Source organism: Pectobacterium sp. HCp5_1 (assembly GCF_032905925.1).
Lineage (GTDB): Bacteria > Pseudomonadota > Gammaproteobacteria > Enterobacterales > Enterobacteriaceae > Pectobacterium > Pectobacterium brasiliense_A.
Map to the genome: position 1 here is coordinate 116,404 of NZ_JAUMIO010000004.1, position 16,224 is coordinate 132,627.

Below are 16,224 nucleotides of genomic sequence, written 5' to 3' on the forward strand. Positions count from 1 at the left end.
GAACATGTATCAGATGAACGAAGGCACGCTCGCCATTCCGGCGCAGTGGCGTGATGAATCCCTGCACGTTTTTGTCTTGCCGGATGAAACCACTAACCTGGTGGTTAACCGCACCCCGACCGAACCCAGTCAGACGCCAGACGGGGTGTATCAGAAAACGCTGGAGCAGTTCTCTACCCATCTCAATGGTTATAAGGAAGTGCAATCCTGGGAGCTGACACTGTCGGGCGCGCCCGCCCCGGCGCTGGAGTACACCTGGCAGTCACCGGAAGGCCAGATGCATCAGGTGGTGGTGATGCAGGTACGTGGCAACCTGCTGCTGACCTTTACCATCACTGCCGCTGATGTATTAAGCGATGCACGTAAAGCTGAACTGCTGGCTGTGATTGAGACCTTTGAATCTGCTGAACCTGTCACACCGGAGGGTAAGGCAGGCAGCGATGCGTGATGACATTCTGGCCCGTATTGCGCGTGTCGGCGCTATGCACGCGGGCAATCGGCCCACGCTGCCACCCGACTTACCGGCACCCGGTAGCGGCTCGCCGCCGACCTCGCCGGGCAAGCCTATCAAACACAGCAGCTTTCTGGGGGCGCTGCTCGGTGCCGTGGCTGGGGCTCTGGTAGCAGCAGCGGTCGCGGCAGTGGCCGTTGCCCTGGTGGGCGTCACCGGTGGACTGGCGATTGCCGTGGTCGGTGGGCTGGCGGTGCTGGGGGCGGGAAGCCTGATATCGGCGGTCAGTGGTCGGGTATCCGCCATGGTGGACAGTGCCTCACCGCCGGCGGGGAGCGTGGACAGTGGCTCACCGAATGTGTCGGTGGAAGGGCATCCGGTTTCCCGTGCGGAAGTTGATGTCGTTCTCTGCACCAAACACAACGGACCGCAACTGATTGCGCAGGGCAGCGAAACCGTCTTCGTGAACGGTCATCCGGCGGCGCGGATTGGCGATAAAACCGTGTGCGGTGCCACCATCAAGGACGGGGCATCAACGGTGTTCTTTGGCTCCGGTCAGGCTACCGTACTGGAGATACAGGACGAGTTCAGCGGCTGGCAGAAAGCGCTGCTGATTGCGGTGGAGTTTCTGGTGCCGCCGACCCGTGGCCTGTTTCGCGGGTTGGGGAAGCTATTCTTTCGCGGCCCCAAAGCGGTGATGAAAGGGCTGGGCGCTGGGGCACTCTGGGCGGGTAAGCGCCTCAGGCAAAAGACACGCTGTGCCACTCGTGCATTTAAGGCGAACAAGGGCCGGGCGCGGGTGACACAAGCGGCTAAAGCTTTCAAGAAAGACCCGGTGTATATCGCCAGCGGTGAAGTGATTGAAAATCGTATCGACCTGGCGCTGGGACAGACCATCCCGCTGGTGTTTGAACGCACTTACCGTACCGCCTCTTCACATGCCGGATTAGTAGGCCGTGGCTGGCAGGATAGCTGGAGCGAAGTCGCTACCGTCAGCCAGGATGAGGGTGACACCCATGTCACTATTACGCTGGCACAGGGCTATGACATTGATTTCACCTTCGGGCTCGGTGCCACCGTGGTGTACTGCGCCGAATACCCCGAATTCAAACTGCTGCGGCGGCATAACGGCTTTCACCTGTGGCACCGTGACAGCCAGACCTGGCGTGCCTTTACCGTCAAACAGGGTGAACAGTTGCTGTTGTCGGCTATTACCGACAACCACCAGAACCGAATCGACTTTCTCCGCGACCCCAAAGGCTATCTGCGCAAGATACGGCACAGCGACGGCATCGAGCTGTTGCTGGTGTGGCAGAGTGAGTTTCTGCGTCAGATACAGCGTATCGATGGCGGCCAGAAAACCGTGCTGGCCGAGTACCGGCAGGATGCACAGGGCCGACTGGTCGAGGCGGATGCCGCCCATGCCTATCACCTGTTTTACGAGTATGACAACCATCATCGTCTGACTCGCTGGCACGACAACGACAAGACCTGGGCGCGTTATGAGTATGACCTTCAGGGCCGGTGCGTCTACACCACCTGTGCCGACGGCTACCTGACGGCGAAGTTTGAGTACCTGGCAGACCGTGTGGTGATGACTGACGGATTAGGCCAACGCAGTGAATATGGCTTCAATGACCTGTACCTGATGGCGTGGGAAAAATCCCCGCTCGGGCACGTTACCCGTTATGAGTATGACGATGCGGGCAACCTGCTGCGGGAAATCACCCCGGCGGGCCGGGTGGTGGAATTTGCCTATCTGGATGATACCGGGCTGGTCAGCACCTTCACCGACGGCAGCGGCCACCAATGGCAGTACACCTACGACGACCATGAGCGGCTTATCGGTATTACTGACCCACTCGGGCGCAACTGGGCATGGCTCTACGACAGCAAGGGCAACCCGCAGAGTCTGACCGGACCGGACAACAGCGAGGTGCGCTTTGCGTGGAACCGCTACGGCCTGCTGACCGAAGTCAGCGACCCGAACGGTCAGGTACAGGCCAGCCTGTTTTACGACCACCGTCAGCGCCTGCTGAGCGCCACGGATGCGGAGTCCCGTACCCAGCAACTACGTTACGACCAGCAGGACAGGCTGACCACCTGGACGCGCCCGGATGGCTCAACCTATCGGCTGGGCTATCGCCGTGCAAGCTGGAAACTACCGGAGCAACTGCTGCGCCCGGACGACAAGCAAGAGCAGCGCCAGTACGACAAACACAACAACCTGCTGAACTATACCGACGGCAACGGCGCGGTGTGGCGACAAACCTACGGCGCGTTTGATTTATTAACGTCACGTACTGACGCAGCAGGTCGCACCTGGCAGTACGAGTACGACAAGGAAAGCCAGCAGTTGGTGTGCGTCACGGCACCGGACGGTAACCAGTGGCAGTGGTGGCTGGATGCCGATGCGCGGGTTATCCGCGAACGGGACATGGCGGGTACGGAGACCCACTACGGCTATGACGAAGACGGTCACTGCATCACCGTTCGTAACGGCGAAGGGGAAACCCGTCACTTCCTGCACGATGGGCGTGGATTACTGATAAAAGAAACGGCACCAGACGATATGCTGCACTACTGCTACGATGCGGCAGGCAGGCTTATCGACGTGACGTCTGCTACCAGCCATATCCAGTTGGAATATGACCTCCGTGATCGAGTAGTGCGAGAGTGGCTGAACGGCACACTTATCACCCGACTGTTTGACGATACTGTACGCACGGTGACTCGGACACTGACATGGGAAGGTGAAGAAGACAGCGCGGCGCTCACCAGTACCTTCCATCACCGTGCAACGGGTGAACTGCGCCAGGTCATGTTACCGGACGGTGCGGAGCTGACGCTGGTTCATGATGCCGCTGGTCGTGAATCTATCCGCCAGAGCAATAGTGGCTTTACTCAGCACCGTGAATACGATGCTATGGGCTGGCTGACGCGGGAAATGAGCGGCCAGGCGGTGGACGGTCGCCTGCAGCCAGTGCAGACCCGTGAATACCTCTATGATGGTGCAGGCAACCTGACCGGCACCCGTCGCAACCGTGAGGCGGCAGGTTACCGACTCGATGCCAGCGGACGGGTACTGTCGGTACTGAGCGGTGGCGCAGGGCGCAGCGTCAACACCGAGGAGCAATACCGCTACACCCGCAACGGCCTGCCGCAGGATACGACAAGACTGACCGAATGGCAGGCCGGACGTCTGACCCAGCAGGACAACACTCACTACCAGTACGACAAAGCCGGGCGGCTGATACGCAAACAGGTGGTACAGCCGGGCTATCGGCCGCAGGTGTGGCACTACCGCTGGGACAGCCGTAACCAGCTTAGAGTCGTAGACACGCCGACAGGAGAGCGCTGGTCCTACCGTTACGACCCGTTCGGACGACGCATTGGCAAGCGCTGTGAGCAAACGCAGGACGAACTCCGCTACCTGTGGGACGGTGACCAGATTGCCGAAGTGCGCCACCATCGTGACGACCAGCTTATCAGCCGTCGCCACTGGGTGCATAACGGCTGGGAACTGCTGGTTCAGCAACGCCAAAATACAGACGGTAGTTGGGAAACGGACTTTGTCACCAGCGGCCATAACGGCGAACCGCAGGCCGCATTCACTCCACAAGGAGAACTTCGCTGGCAGGCTCCACGCACCAATTTATGGGGCCAGCGTTATACAGATAATACTGAAAATCTCGATCCGGAACTGGCGTTTGCCGGTCAATACCGTGACGCGGAAAGTGGCTTGTGCTATAACAGATTTCGTTATTATGAACCAAGTGGTGGCTGTTATATCTCGCCTGACCCGATCAGTATTTTGGGTGGGGAAAATAACTATGGGTATACTCATAACCCTATTGGGTGGATTGATCCTTTCGGACTAAGTAGCTGTGTTCTTGGTCGAAATATGGGGGCTAGAACTGGGGATGGTATGGCTAATCACCATCTCATACCTGAAGAGTTGATGAAAGACCCTAAGCTTAAAGAGAATATTTTTAATCGCCTTAAAAAGATAGGCTGGGATGGAGATGGTGCATCAAATGGTACATTTTTGCCAGGCTCGCAAGATTTGTCTAGTAAATTAGGTTTGCCGGGCCATTGGTCTAGCCATAGTCAGTATACGGCAGAAATAAGAGCGAAGCTCTCGGCTCTTTCCAAGCAGGCTGGTCGGTTGAGCGATACCAGTTTGGCTCTAAAAGTAAAAGAGATTCAAGACTGGGCTAGAGCTGGTTTGGATAAAAATATATTTAAAGTTGATCCTGTTACGGGAAGGTTATTATGAGTCCTAATCAGAATTGTTTTTTCATTGTTGAGTTTGTTCCTGATGGAAAAGGTGTTCCACATTTTTTCGATAAAGACTGGATTCCTGATTTGCCGGACTATAGTTTTTATGATTTTCCACCATGTGGAGATAAATTCTCTAGCCATTATAGCCTTAAAGCCAAAACGAGTAATTTGAGTGGTGATTATTTTATTGAAGATGATTTGGCTTCAATGGATATGTGTGTTTTATGCGATAAGTTAAATGTTAAATTCATTCGTATCCCTGTGGAGGTTGAGCTTTATAGAGGGCGAACTCCCAATAAGAAATATTTTTTGTTTTTTTTGAAAAGCTATCTTTCTATCTTGGATGAAGAAAGATCTATATATTCTAAATCGACTGATTTGAAAAATGAAAATTTTAACGTTTCGGGGGAAGATGAGAGGTTTTTTTATGACTCGATAGAGCTATTCAAGGTGAAAGATAGTGTAAGTGAAAATCTATTTTTTTGTAATGAGTTGATGTTACCAGTTTGTTCGGCGGTGTTTAAGGAAGAGTGTGAGAGACTTGGTTTGGAGGGGGTGGGCTTTAAACCATTAGATGATAATTATAAATATTCAGCATGGGACGATTTGGATTTATCTTGATGGAGAACGTACTCAATCGCTAACGCTAAATTTGTTGCTGATAAACTTGAAGCTGCTCATGAAATTATAATTAATAAAGGATTGTCAGCTCTAAAAGCTACGGGTGAAATGAAATCAGCACTCCAGAAAATCGGACTTGAGGTCTGTGGTGGTTAACCTTTTGAGGTTGTATGGATTGGAATAAATTTGAAGAAAATTGTTTTAAGCTCACAGTTAAATTGATAAAGAAAATTTTATCTGAAAAGCCTAATGAAAATTTCTATGCTTTTTCTTTATACACGGATAGCAGTGCTATGACTGTGTCTTTAAGTGCAAACTCCGAAGGAAAATTCAAAACGATACTTGATGCGGACAGTGATAAAAGTGAAGAAAATCAGACTTATTACAGATGGGCAATATCTGAATGGGCGTATGAAGGATATGGATCTGATTTATTTTCTGAAATCAGTAAGGAGTTGAGATTATCATCAGAAAGAGAGAGTTTTTTTGATTTTAAGAACAACCTTATTAACTCCCTAACGAATGCACTAAGAAGAACCAATGAAGAGATATTAAAAGATGGGAGGGAGGGAGGGATTATGTTTGTATCTATTACTGACGATGATGATGCTGAATATATAGAAAACATGTCATCTAAAATCATAAATAGTGAAGCGATACATGATTTATTCTCAAAAAGATATGGAGATGAATGATTACAAATACTCATGTATGAAATATAAACAATAAGCCGGAAACGCTCTCCAAGATCCTTCCGGTTTTATTTTACCTACTGTTTATCATGAGCGACGTCAGAGATTAATCTCTGTCTCAATAATCAGCCTGCCCCGCTCAACGGTAATAGTGATGGCATTCCTGTAATAAAGCCAAACTCTTCGAGCCAGCGGCCCTTGAGGTTGATGGTGGAGGGCGGGTTCGGCCTACCGTTATGCGTGCGTATCCCACAATGTAGTAACGTTCTGTTTTAGCTGCTTTATTAACGGTGAGCCTGACTTAGAATGTGTCTTAGTTATAGTTAACGCCCTCCAGTTGGTTGTGGCTATCGGAGTACCCTATTCGCGCACTTCAACCTCGCGCTAAAACTCGGTTCAGCAGTAAACGACTAATGAGAGTGGCGACTGTCATATAGCGAGGAATCATGATATACAGATGCTATACGCGGAGCTTTAGATAGAATAGATCTTAATCAATCTGTGAGTTCTATTTCAAAGCAAGTGGCTCAGATCCAAAATGCAGCAAAAAAAGGAATGATGGATGGTATGCCTATTCGGTCTAAAGATATGTGGAATGCTGACATCTTTGGTAAGGACATAGGTCAAGTAGGTAGACAGAGGGTATTTGAGTTATGGCAAAACATATTAAGGTGATCAAATGAATGATAAAGCTGAATTTTATATGGAGCCTATTAGATTTTTTAAGAACCCCTTGTTTTTATCAGGCTCTAAAATAGCCTTGTCTGAATATAGTATGATTACGGAAAAAGATGATGCTTTAAGGTTGTTTTTTAGCCAGGATGTACCTTCGGATTATTGTATTTGGGGTGACTTTTTTTCCGGTCAGGCATCTGATCTGATACTGGACAAAAACTATAATCTGGCGCAAGAGGATATAACCAAGGCTATCAGAGCTGAGGGCAATGATACTCTAAAAGAAACGATAAGAAAAAGGAAAGAGTATCTTTTGAGGAAAAAGGCAGGGCTGGCTGATAATTCTGAATATGATAAATTTATTAAAGAAGTAGATGATGAGTGTAATTATATTTTAATGATGGTTAGTGTGCAGCGATATCTGAAGGGGGAGAAAGTTAAAAATAAACTCGAGGAACTTTTTGATATTTTCAAAACAGGTGTTTTACCCTGTGGCGTGAAAAAAAACTCTAATGAGATAGTTGTTTTTGATCCATCTATACTGAGAGTTGATTAATTCGAAGGTCATAGGGTATATAGCCGAGGTGGTAATTCGTCGAATGGGCCGTAAATTTGCCGTGCCACCTGGTCAGGCCGGTGATACAGTCCAGCGACTTATCAGGGAGATCTAGAAACTGACGGCCTTTGAAAAATCTCAACGCATCGGCTTACAAATCAAATATTTTAGCCTGCTAGCGGGTACACGATTTCTGGATATTAATTGGAAGGCGGGCTTTTTATGACAGTATCTTTCACCGGTAAGAGTTTTCTATATGCAGTCGTTCTCTGTCTTTTCATTTTCATACTCTGCCTAAGTTATAAATATCTTACGGCCCCTGGTACCTACGAAGATTGCGTTCTTACTTACTTGAAAAGTGATGCAAGTAATTACACTGCAAACTTTATCGATGATATGTGTAGCGACAAATTCAAAAAATGACATACAGCATAGAGGCCTTTTTACGCCTCTTGTTTAAAGTGATCTCTTCCCTTCGTTAAATAACCAGACTCCGGCAGAATTTGTTCGAAGTCTGCAAAAAGGCCCGGATCTCTGATTTATCTTGGCACCGATATTGGTAGGAGATCAATCAAGCTACTGGTGCTATAGTGCTAGCACATTGAGGGCATTCTAAATTACGCTGTATATTGTCTCCTTCACCGCTACTGAAATTCCGTTAATTAATATGGTGGAAAAAGATGGCAAATGTTTTCATCATGTTCACTAAGTTGTGGGTCGTGAGCACGCTTGTGGCAGTATTGTACAGGTGCTGAACCGTCAACGTGCTAGTGGCCTGTTGGTATAGTCAAGGCCGGTAGCTTCCTTTTTTCAGTCACATCTTTCGGCATAGCAGGTGGTTGGTTCTGTTGCACTGCAGATAAGCTGCTTTCTTTATCTACAAGAAGAATGGTTTTTCCCTGCAGGTAGTAAGCTGTGCCAACACACCCGATAACGCACCAAACCATGAGCGATAGTGGTAGCTTGTCGCGGAAAAATTTGAACTTTAGCTGTTCATCCATCCAGCCAATCTGATGTTGCCAGAAGAATTTATAATGAGCATACCAGTCACTGAACAGTATCTGCTTGCTCAAGCAGCGTCGATAGTATTCGTTACGAAGATCATCTAGTCGTTTCAGTTGAGCAGTGGTCGGTGGGCCATTAGAACTCTGTACCTCTCTATACAAGTCACGCAGTTTTTCGAGAGTTTTTGTCAAATACTGGGCGGCCTTTTCATAATCAGGCTTCTTATGGTCATAGTAAGATATATAGATCGCACAGATACCGAATATCAGCATTATGGCAGACGGAATTTTTGCGCTCAACTCATCAATAACTAACGCAAATATACCAACGGCCATTGAAATAAATCCGATAAAGCCCGGAACTTTATCTACGATATCCAAAGTGGCCCAGTGCTTTTTACAACCTATGCCAACATTGTAGCCAATTTCAGCAGTAGACTTCAGAAATGCTTCTCTATTCATACAGTGTTACTCAATTGGAACGTGAATGCGGTCTTTGGCAACAACGACCCCATTTTGGACAACGTAACATTCCACGATATGATCGCCAGCAAAATTGGTGTGCTCTGATATTGTAGAGTAGCCGCTATCCTTTACGATTTGTCCGCGCAAACAGTCCCGGCGCTCGGCTTCATCGCCACGATTCAGAACTTTCCAGTACATCTGGCTGTTACCAGGCACGGTGTTATCGATTGCTTCAAATTTTAAGGACTTTTTAGGACTCAGTTTGAAGTTTCTCCGCAGCATAGAGCGCAACTTGCCCGGTTGAAATCCAGCCTGAGTGACTTCACAATCGATTTTAAGCTTATAGCGAATATCGACCGGGAAGCGATCCTCCACAAACTCTTCAGTATCGCGGAAGGAGCGCGCCGATGATTTAGCAATCTGTTTCTCTGGTGCCGGGAACCGGTTACCATAGACTTTCTGCCATTTCGCGTTTTCGCCGTCGGTTCCCGAGGCATCAATAGCCTTGAGGCAAAGTTGGTGAGTCTTGCTGGCAGCGCTCTGGAAAGATTCCTTAACCTTGACATGTTGCCCGCTACCTAAGGCTACATAACGTTCTTGTTTTGGCTCATCCGCCAGATATTTGAAGAAGTCTCGACTTAGCCAATCGTAATAATGATAGCTTCTGGAATCGTATTCGGTAGTGGAATTCAAAAAGTTGTGTGCTAGTGTATCGATCAGCAGACCACCCATTGCCACGCCGTGTTTATTTTTCCAGGCTCTTGCCATTTTGCACAGCCTGCGCAGATTCCGGTTCTTTTCGGCATTTGTATCCGCCATGGCCTTAATTTCGGCACGGGGCTTGGTTGTCTTCCAGGTTCCACCTTTACGCGTATCAGGAAATTTGAAGCTTCCATCGTCTTGCTCAAATGCGGGCTGTACCTCTACATGGAAGCTGGTATATAGCACTCTTACGACAGGACTATCCACATAGATATCTGTTCTGGGATATCTAGCCTTTAAGGCGTCTTTGACATCGGTGAGCAGCTTTGATTGACCACCATCTATGTTGTAATCATCCCATTTGCTTGCTGGCATGATATAGATCATGTCTAGGTCTGAAATACCTCGAATGGCTGTCCAGCGGCCATAGGATCCTACCTGCAGATTATTGGCAGTGGAGGAATCTGTGTTCCTGAATCGTTTATTTAGACAAGACGTAATGTCACCGTATTTTCCGCTTATCTGTTCGCCGTTATCAACTTTTATATTTTCCAGAAACGTCTGGAATTTTTCAGAGATGCTCAATTTTCAAATCCTTATGTATTGTGGGCGTGGGCAGATCGGCATGCCCATAATCTAAGTTCTGCATTCATAATAAGGTGGCGGTATATGGGCACCAAAATATACGAAAATCGCGCACTTGTAAGAGCATACTGTCTGGCTATTAAGTGTAAATAGCTCGTCTCCGCTATTCAAGCGATGAAACTTCAACCTCTGAAAATCACGGTAGGAATCGGTTCTACAACGCGCTGTTTGTCGACTATAAAGTAGTGTGGGGACTGCGGATGGGACAGCGGCAAGCCAAAGGAGATTAGATATGAACTTCAAAAAACGACAAGCAGTTGAGATATTTCGACATCAGTTATCTGGATCGCGCTATCTGATCTGTATAGACCTTGAAGCGACTTGTGACGACTACCCAAAAAGCATGAGTGCTGCCGATAGAGCAGGCTGTTCATTGCTGGTCACTCCCGAGGAAATGGAAATCATTGAGGTTGGGCTTGTTACACTGGACTTACTGCAGCATTACCAGGTGGTGACCAATTTCTCTCAGTTTGTCCAGCCAATTCTTCACCCTAATTTGACACCATTTTGTAAGGCACTCACTGGGATCAAACAGCATGATGTAGATAATGCCCAACCGTTTTCGAAGGTTAGCCAGATAGTGGATACTCTGCTGCAACCGTTTTTAATAGAGGGTGTGGTTTGGTGCTCTTGGGGCACTTACGATGCTGAACAAATGAAACGTGACTGTGCAAGGCTCGGTGTTAAATCATCTCTCAATGACCTCAAGCATCTTTCTGTTGATTTGTTCTACAGTAGTTTTTTCGATACACCGGCACCAGATTTGAAGGAAGCCGTGGAGTCATTAGGAATCACCTGGGAAGGTCAGTATCATAGAGCGTTGGATGATTCCCGCCATTTGGCACGGTTGGTGACCAAGCTGCTCGAAACGCTATAGCAGTTAGGCTCAACACCAGTTGATGTAGAATGGATTCCTGCAAGGTTCGAAGCCTAGGCAGAATGCGACTGTCTATGAGTGGCAGCAGCAGACATGATGCTATCCCTGAAATTTGATCAAGAGTGAGTTATTTGGCTACCTGAAAGTGATCTCTTCCCTTTGTTCAGTACCTGCGTAAAGTAGGGTTTTCGGCCCGTCGTCTCTGTCCAAAAGAGGTCATCCGGCATGAAAAAGACACGTTATACCGGAGAGCAGATTGCGTTTGCCCTGAAGCAGGCCGAAACCGGCACACGGGTGGGGGAAGTTTGATCCTATCCACCATTAGTGGACACGCGACTAAGTGAGTAAACTCTCAATCAAAGGTGACTCACGTGACAAAACCTGCATCAGCCAATAAGAAACCCCGTAAGCAGCATATGCCCGAATTCCTAGATGAAGCCCTGAAACTGGCGGAGCGTATTGGTGTCGCTGTCGCTGTCGCTGTCGCTGTCGCTGTCGCTGTCGCTGTCGCTGTCGCTGTCGCTGTCGCTGTCGCTGTCGCTGTCGCTGTCGCTGTCGCTGTCGCTGTCGCTGTCGCTGTCGCTGTCGCTGCACGCGAACTTAGCCTGTACGAGTCACAGCTTTATGCATAGCGCAGTAAATAGCAGCAACAAATGACCGCCTCAGAACGCGAAAGTGAACTCGCGGCTGAAAATGCCCGGCTAAAGCGACAGTTGGCTGAACAGGCTGAGGAACTGGCTATTCTCCAAAAGGCCGCGACATACTTCGCGAAGCGCCTGAAATGAAGTATGTCTTTATCGAAAAGCATCGGGCAGAGTTCAGCATCAAAACCATTGCTGCCAGTCTGCGTCGTCAGGGGTTACGGGCGAAGGCCAGTCGTAAACTCAGTCCGGTCAGCTACCGTGAACATGGCCTGCCGGTATCGGAAAACCTGCTGAAGCAGAACTTCATCGCCAGCGGCCCAAACCAGAAGTGGGCAGGTGATATCACCTATCTTCGCACGGACGACGGCACAACTGGCCTGTGATGCATTACAGATGGCGCTCTGGATACGTAAACGCCCACAGAATGTCATTGTTCACACAGACAGAGGTGGGCAGTATTGTTCAGCGGATTATCAAGCGTTGCTGAAACGACATACACTGCGTGGCAGTATGAGCGCCAAAGGTTTCTGTTACGATAACGCCTGTGTGGAAAGCTTCTTTCACACATTGAAAAAAGTAGAATGTATCCACGGCGAACGCTTTGCCAGCAGGGAAGCGATACGCTTAACGGTATTTAATTATATTGAGTGAGATTACAATCGCTGGCGTCGCCACAGTGCCTGTGGTGGTCTCAGCCCGGAACAATTTGAAAACCAGAACCTCGCTTAGGACTGTGTCCACATTAGGTGGGTAGGATCAGAGATGTATGCATGACTGAGATTGCGATGTCTTGTTCAACAGAGATCAGGCCCCCTGCGCTGACATTATGAGCAGTATCTATGCAGTGCTTTTCATGGAACTATGGAACCAGTAGAAGGCGTTGAAAAATGAGCGTAAGATGGAGTCTGAAAAAATCATTCAATGCTAAATCCAGAGCAACACACAAAAATCCGCTTAAGCGTATAATAAATCGAGGTAATTATATCATGGCGAATAGCACTAAAGGAGAATATATGCTAGACATGTGCTACGTAAGAAGGTTGATAAAAAAACATAAATCAAAAGCGGCAAAAGATATTAGAGAACTTTACGGTGAAATAGAAAATCAACTTAATGAGCCTTCTTGGGTCCGTTGTGCACGTATTGTAGAATACTGGTCGCATTCAGAAGTAACATACCTTCCAATTAATACTATGGATTATATCAATTTTTACTCGAAGCAAGTAAGAGTAAGATGTTTCATTAATGAATTAAATATTATAATCACAAAAAGTAATTATGAATTAGAATGCGGATATTTTGAGTATGTATCTTCTGATTGGAAACGTCAAGGAATCACACGTTCAGATGTTCAGCACTGTGCAACGGGTGAATTTCTTGATCATATTTTCAAATAATGATAATAGTTAAATGTATTATTTGTATTAGTTCAAATTTTATGGGCGGATTTTAGTCAGGATGCTAGAAAATATAACAGTCTGCTGAGAGTGAAAAGCTGAAGTTAGTAATTGTTCTCACCGATGAGGGTGTAGTACTACACTACCGTGTGTTTATAAACGGGGAGGACATCACTCTTATCTGAGATGGTTTTTGTCGCAAGGATTTTATCGCAGTCATAGTGATATGTATAAGTAAAGCTTCACAATTAATGTATAATCCTATTTCCTAGTTTTTTTGTTATAGAATAAATAATAACAAAAACTAAAATGGCATAAATAAAAAATATATGGACTTGTAAATTGAAAACAGAATATTTAATTACATTTGATTCAAATGATTGTGTATGTGCTGATGTGTCAGCATTCAAAAACCTATTATCCACACATAAATCAATATCATTCGGAAAGGGCGATAAAATTTCACATTCAGGAAGGCAATATAAATACCAATTAGCACAAGGTTCATTAACTGATGATTCTACATACTATGACTTAACAATAGAGACAGAGGATACGAGCAACGAAGGAATCAATGAATTTAAAACATTTCTAAAAGATATAAGAACGATATGTTCTAAATTTAGCGGGAGGGATATAATAATCCTGCATGATGGTGTTGGTGAAGAGTACTGTATATTAGGTTACCCTAAAATATATAAGACTGAAAATCTGATGCGTAAACTTATTGCTAAGTTTATGGCAATAAGCATTGGGTATAATTGGAGTGAATCAAACACCCCTAAGGAAGTTCTCGACTCAGTTAGAAGTGAAATTAAAAAAGAAAGAACAAACTTTTTACATGAAATCGACTTCATACAGTTGTCCAATTTTCTATTCAAAAAATACACAAAATCAGATGCCGGTAGATTTTTTGAAACAATAAAAGGAAAGGACGACTCCGACACTTTCACCTCTAAAGATTTGAAACACTATGTACCTTTTACGAACTGGGAAAAATACTTCGCTAAAAAGGTGCAGTGTGAATCTGAGTATTTAAGAACAAAATGGGAAAAGCTTTATGAATATCGTTGCAAAATCGCGCACTGTAAAGGCATCACAAAACAAGAGCTAGATGATCTAAGTACTATTAGCGACGATATTTGTCAAAAAATTCAAGTCGCACTTGATTCCATTGGTGACCTACACATTGAAGAGATTGAGAGGGAGGAGTTAGCTGAAAATTTCAGCGGAGCTGCAAGTAAATACTCAGCGGATTTCATCAGCAAGTACTATCAACTTGCAAATATTGTATTGGAGATTTGCAAGTTATCGTCTAGTGGTAATGATATATTCTACAAGAGTGATGCAAATATAAAAAACATAAGGATGCAATCTAAATACCTATGCAACAATAAAGGGGTCATAACTAAAGAAATGGCTGATATGATAGATCAGGCGAATGAAATCAGGAAGATTGTTGTTCACAAAGTAGGACTTGTGAAATTAAATGAATCCGAAATAATCAAGTCATTAGAATCTATAAACGATTTGTTAGAAGAGTTTTCATTAATCGATAAAAAAACACTAGAAGTAAAAAAAGGCATTGACCTGAGAAGTCAACAATAGAAATAATACCCCCTTACACCAAGTAGATTTCTAACTGGTGCTTATCAGTAATTCTATGTAAATGCTCAATAGTTCAAGGTGATCGCTCTGGTGTTCACCGAACTAGAAAATAAAATGACTTATAGTAAACCAGAAAGCCGTACAATTTATTTAAAGAATGGTTATTTTCGCATCGAAAATCACGAACCCTACATGGGAAGAGAAGAATCTGTGTACTTCTCAAAAATATTTCGAGACTGGTTTACAATTCACTATTCATAAGATTTTCCTGACTCATTTTCACTCAATTAAACTCGTATTCATGTCCGCTTTTGGCTGTGAGTTCAATGGGGCGATGCAAAGCTATCCTTAAAGAAGGGGGGATGTAAGTATCCTGGTAAACCCAACCACTCACTTTTAGAGATCTTCCGACATACTGATTATGTCCCTTTGAGGAGATCTCTATGCGTAAAGCTCGATTCACTGAATACCAGATCATCGCCGTGTTGAAGTCCGTTGAAGCCGGACGTACCGTCAAGGATGTCTGCCGAGAAGCCGGCATTTCCGAAGCCTCGTACTACAACTGGAAAGTGAGATTTGGCGGTATGGAAGCCTCTGATATCAAAAAGATGAAAGATCTGGAGAATGAAAAGCGTCGTCTGAAACAGATGTTTGCCGATCTGAGTCTCGAGTGTCGTGCTCTGAAAGATGTCATCGAAAAAAAGCTTTAAAACCAGCGATAAAGCGTGAGCTCGTCAGTTACCTGACCGCGCAGTTTGCGATGAGCATACGCCAGGCATGCAGGACATTGTCGCTGAGCAGGACAGTGTATTTTTATCAGCCGGATACCCGTCGTGATGAACCGGCGATCCGGGCTCTGGCGGAGGTGGCTGAACGCTATCCCCGTTACGGCTTTAAGAAGCTGTTTCAGGTGCTGCGCAGGCAAGGTAATGCCTGGAATCATAAACGCGTTCACAGGATTTACTGCCTGCTTAAACTGAATTTTCGTCGTAAAGGAAAGCAACGTCTACCGGTGCGCAATCAGGCTCCGCTGGCGACGCTGGAAGCACTTAACCAGAGCTGGTCGATAGATTTTATGCATGATGCGCTGGTGTGCGGCAGACGCTTTCGCACGTTCAATGTGGTGGATGACTTTAACCGCGAGGCTCTCGCAATAGAAATCGATCTGAATATCCCGGCACAGCGGGTGGTCAGAGTACTGGACAGGATCGTGGCAAATCGTGGTTATCTGCTGAAACTGCGGATGGACAATGGCCCGGAACTAATCTCGCTGACTTTGGCGCGGTGGGCTGAAAAGCATGGCGTGATGCTGGAATTTATCAAACCGGGAAAACCAACGCAGAATGCTTTCATCGAACGTTTTAACTGAACGTACCGGACAGAGATACTGGATTTTTATCTGTTCAGAACCCTGAATGAAGCGAGGGAAATCACAGAGCGCTGGCTGACGGAATACAACAGCGAGCGGCCTCACGAATCCCTGAATAACCTGACGCCGGAAGAATACCAACTGATGACTGAAAAACCGGAAATCTCAAAAAGTGTGTGGAACTAAAACGGGTGTGCTTACAGTATCACTGTCGTGTCTACGGACGGGGCCAAT

The 16,224-nt window shown here is 46.4% G+C and carries 12 protein-coding genes and 2 pseudogenes; 11 read left to right on the top strand and 3 right to left on the bottom strand.

Features of this window, described 5'->3' with window-relative positions:
• Nucleotides 1-4 precede the first annotated feature (4 nt).
• From Q3A88_RS04660 to Q3A88_RS04675, 4 genes are all read left to right on the top strand, one after another.
• On the top strand, nucleotides 5-448 hold the full coding sequence (locus Q3A88_RS04660) for a DUF1795 domain-containing protein (RefSeq protein ID WP_116156651.1): 444 nt from the start codon (nucleotides 5-7) through the stop codon (nucleotides 446-448).
• Nucleotides 441-4,730 (top strand): RHS repeat-associated core domain-containing protein, encoded by a 4,290-nt coding sequence (locus Q3A88_RS04665; RefSeq protein WP_317177498.1) that lies wholly within the window; start codon nucleotides 441-443, stop codon nucleotides 4,728-4,730. Before Q3A88_RS04660 ends, Q3A88_RS04665 begins: the two co-directional genes overlap by 8 nt.
• Nucleotides 4,727-5,356, top strand: coding sequence for a hypothetical protein (locus Q3A88_RS04670; RefSeq protein ID WP_211005904.1), 630 nt, complete (start codon nucleotides 4,727-4,729; stop codon nucleotides 5,354-5,356). The genes Q3A88_RS04665 and Q3A88_RS04670 overlap by 4 nt, the downstream gene beginning before the upstream one ends.
• A 170-nt stretch (nucleotides 5,357-5,526) precedes the next feature.
• A complete protein-coding gene (locus Q3A88_RS04675; protein WP_211005905.1) occupies nucleotides 5,527-6,051 on the top strand; it encodes a DUF4303 domain-containing protein in 525 nt (174 codons plus the stop codon).
• 122 nt (nucleotides 6,052-6,173) lie between these two features.
• Here the strand turns inward: Q3A88_RS04675 and Q3A88_RS04680 are convergent, their stop codons facing one another.
• A complete protein-coding gene (locus tag Q3A88_RS04680; protein ID WP_312038215.1) occupies nucleotides 6,174-6,296 on the bottom strand; it encodes a SymE family type I addiction module toxin in 123 nt (40 codons plus the stop codon).
• Nucleotides 6,297-6,727: 431 nt separating this feature from the next.
• On the opposite strand from Q3A88_RS04680, the gene Q3A88_RS04685 reads away from it, so the two are divergent.
• Nucleotides 6,728-7,279 carry a hypothetical protein gene (locus Q3A88_RS04685; RefSeq protein ID WP_211005906.1) on the top strand — a complete coding sequence of 184 codons (552 nt, stop codon included), beginning with the start codon at nucleotides 6,728-6,730 and terminating at the stop codon, nucleotides 7,277-7,279.
• Nucleotides 7,280-8,046: 767 nt separating this feature from the next.
• On the opposite strand, the gene Q3A88_RS04690 is transcribed toward Q3A88_RS04685, so the two are convergent.
• Together Q3A88_RS04690 and Q3A88_RS04695 are read right to left on the bottom strand one after the other, a co-directional pair.
• On the bottom strand, nucleotides 8,047-8,745 hold the full coding sequence (locus Q3A88_RS04690; protein WP_211005907.1) for an SLATT domain-containing protein: 699 nt from the start codon (nucleotides 8,743-8,745) through the stop codon (nucleotides 8,047-8,049).
• A gap of 6 nt (nucleotides 8,746-8,751) precedes the next feature.
• Nucleotides 8,752-10,035 carry a nucleotide-binding domain-containing protein gene (locus Q3A88_RS04695; protein ID WP_211005908.1) on the bottom strand — a complete coding sequence of 428 codons (1,284 nt, stop codon included), beginning with the start codon at nucleotides 10,033-10,035 and terminating at the stop codon, nucleotides 8,752-8,754.
• A 292-nt stretch (nucleotides 10,036-10,327) separates the two neighbouring features.
• On the opposite strand from Q3A88_RS04695, the gene Q3A88_RS04700 reads away from it, so the two are divergent.
• The 6 genes and pseudogenes from Q3A88_RS04700 (at nucleotide 10,328) to Q3A88_RS04720 (ending at nucleotide 16,176) form a co-directional block, all read left to right on the top strand.
• Nucleotides 10,328-10,972 carry a 3'-5' exonuclease gene (locus Q3A88_RS04700; protein ID WP_211005909.1) on the top strand — a complete coding sequence of 215 codons (645 nt, stop codon included), beginning with the start codon at nucleotides 10,328-10,330 and terminating at the stop codon, nucleotides 10,970-10,972.
• 462 nt (nucleotides 10,973-11,434) lie between these two features.
• Nucleotides 11,435-11,629, top strand: a complete 195-nt coding sequence (locus Q3A88_RS21880; RefSeq protein ID WP_410522756.1) for a hypothetical protein — start codon at nucleotides 11,435-11,437, stop codon at nucleotides 11,627-11,629.
• Nucleotides 11,551-12,345, top strand: a pseudogene (locus Q3A88_RS04705) (IS3 family transposase); the annotation flags it as partial. The gene Q3A88_RS21880 and the pseudogene Q3A88_RS04705, both read left to right, overlap by 79 nt.
• A gap of 158 nt (nucleotides 12,346-12,503) precedes the next feature.
• Nucleotides 12,504-13,013 (top strand): hypothetical protein, encoded by a 510-nt coding sequence (locus Q3A88_RS04710; protein WP_211005910.1) that lies wholly within the window; start codon nucleotides 12,504-12,506, stop codon nucleotides 13,011-13,013.
• A 342-nt stretch (nucleotides 13,014-13,355) separates the two neighbouring features.
• Nucleotides 13,356-14,621, top strand: a complete 1,266-nt coding sequence (locus tag Q3A88_RS04715; protein WP_211005911.1) for a HEPN domain-containing protein — start codon at nucleotides 13,356-13,358, stop codon at nucleotides 14,619-14,621.
• A 443-nt stretch (nucleotides 14,622-15,064) separates the two neighbouring features.
• Nucleotides 15,065-16,176, top strand: a pseudogene (locus tag Q3A88_RS04720) (IS3 family transposase).
• Nucleotides 16,177-16,224 lie beyond the last annotated feature (48 nt).

Bases quoted from the DNA above. Each gene is read 5' to 3' on its own strand.
- Q3A88_RS04660 (WP_116156651.1), top strand. From the start codon at position 5: ATGTATCAGATGAACGAAGGCACGCTCGCCATTCCGGCGCAGTGGCGT.
- Q3A88_RS04675 (WP_211005905.1), top strand. From the start codon at position 5,527: ATGGATTGGAATAAATTTGAAGAAAATTGTTTTAAGCTCACAGTTAAA.
- Q3A88_RS04700 (WP_211005909.1), top strand. From the start codon at position 10,328: ATGAACTTCAAAAAACGACAAGCAGTTGAGATATTTCGACATCAGTTA.
- Q3A88_RS04710 (WP_211005910.1), top strand. From the start codon at position 12,504: ATGAGCGTAAGATGGAGTCTGAAAAAATCATTCAATGCTAAATCCAGA.
- Q3A88_RS04685 (WP_211005906.1), top strand. From the start codon at position 6,728: ATGAATGATAAAGCTGAATTTTATATGGAGCCTATTAGATTTTTTAAG.
- Q3A88_RS04665 (WP_317177498.1), top strand. From the start codon at position 441: ATGCGTGATGACATTCTGGCCCGTATTGCGCGTGTCGGCGCTATGCAC.
- Q3A88_RS04690 (WP_211005907.1), bottom strand. From the start codon at position 8,745: ATGAATAGAGAAGCATTTCTGAAGTCTACTGCTGAAATTGGCTACAAT.
- Q3A88_RS04670 (WP_211005904.1), top strand. From the start codon at position 4,727: ATGAGTCCTAATCAGAATTGTTTTTTCATTGTTGAGTTTGTTCCTGAT.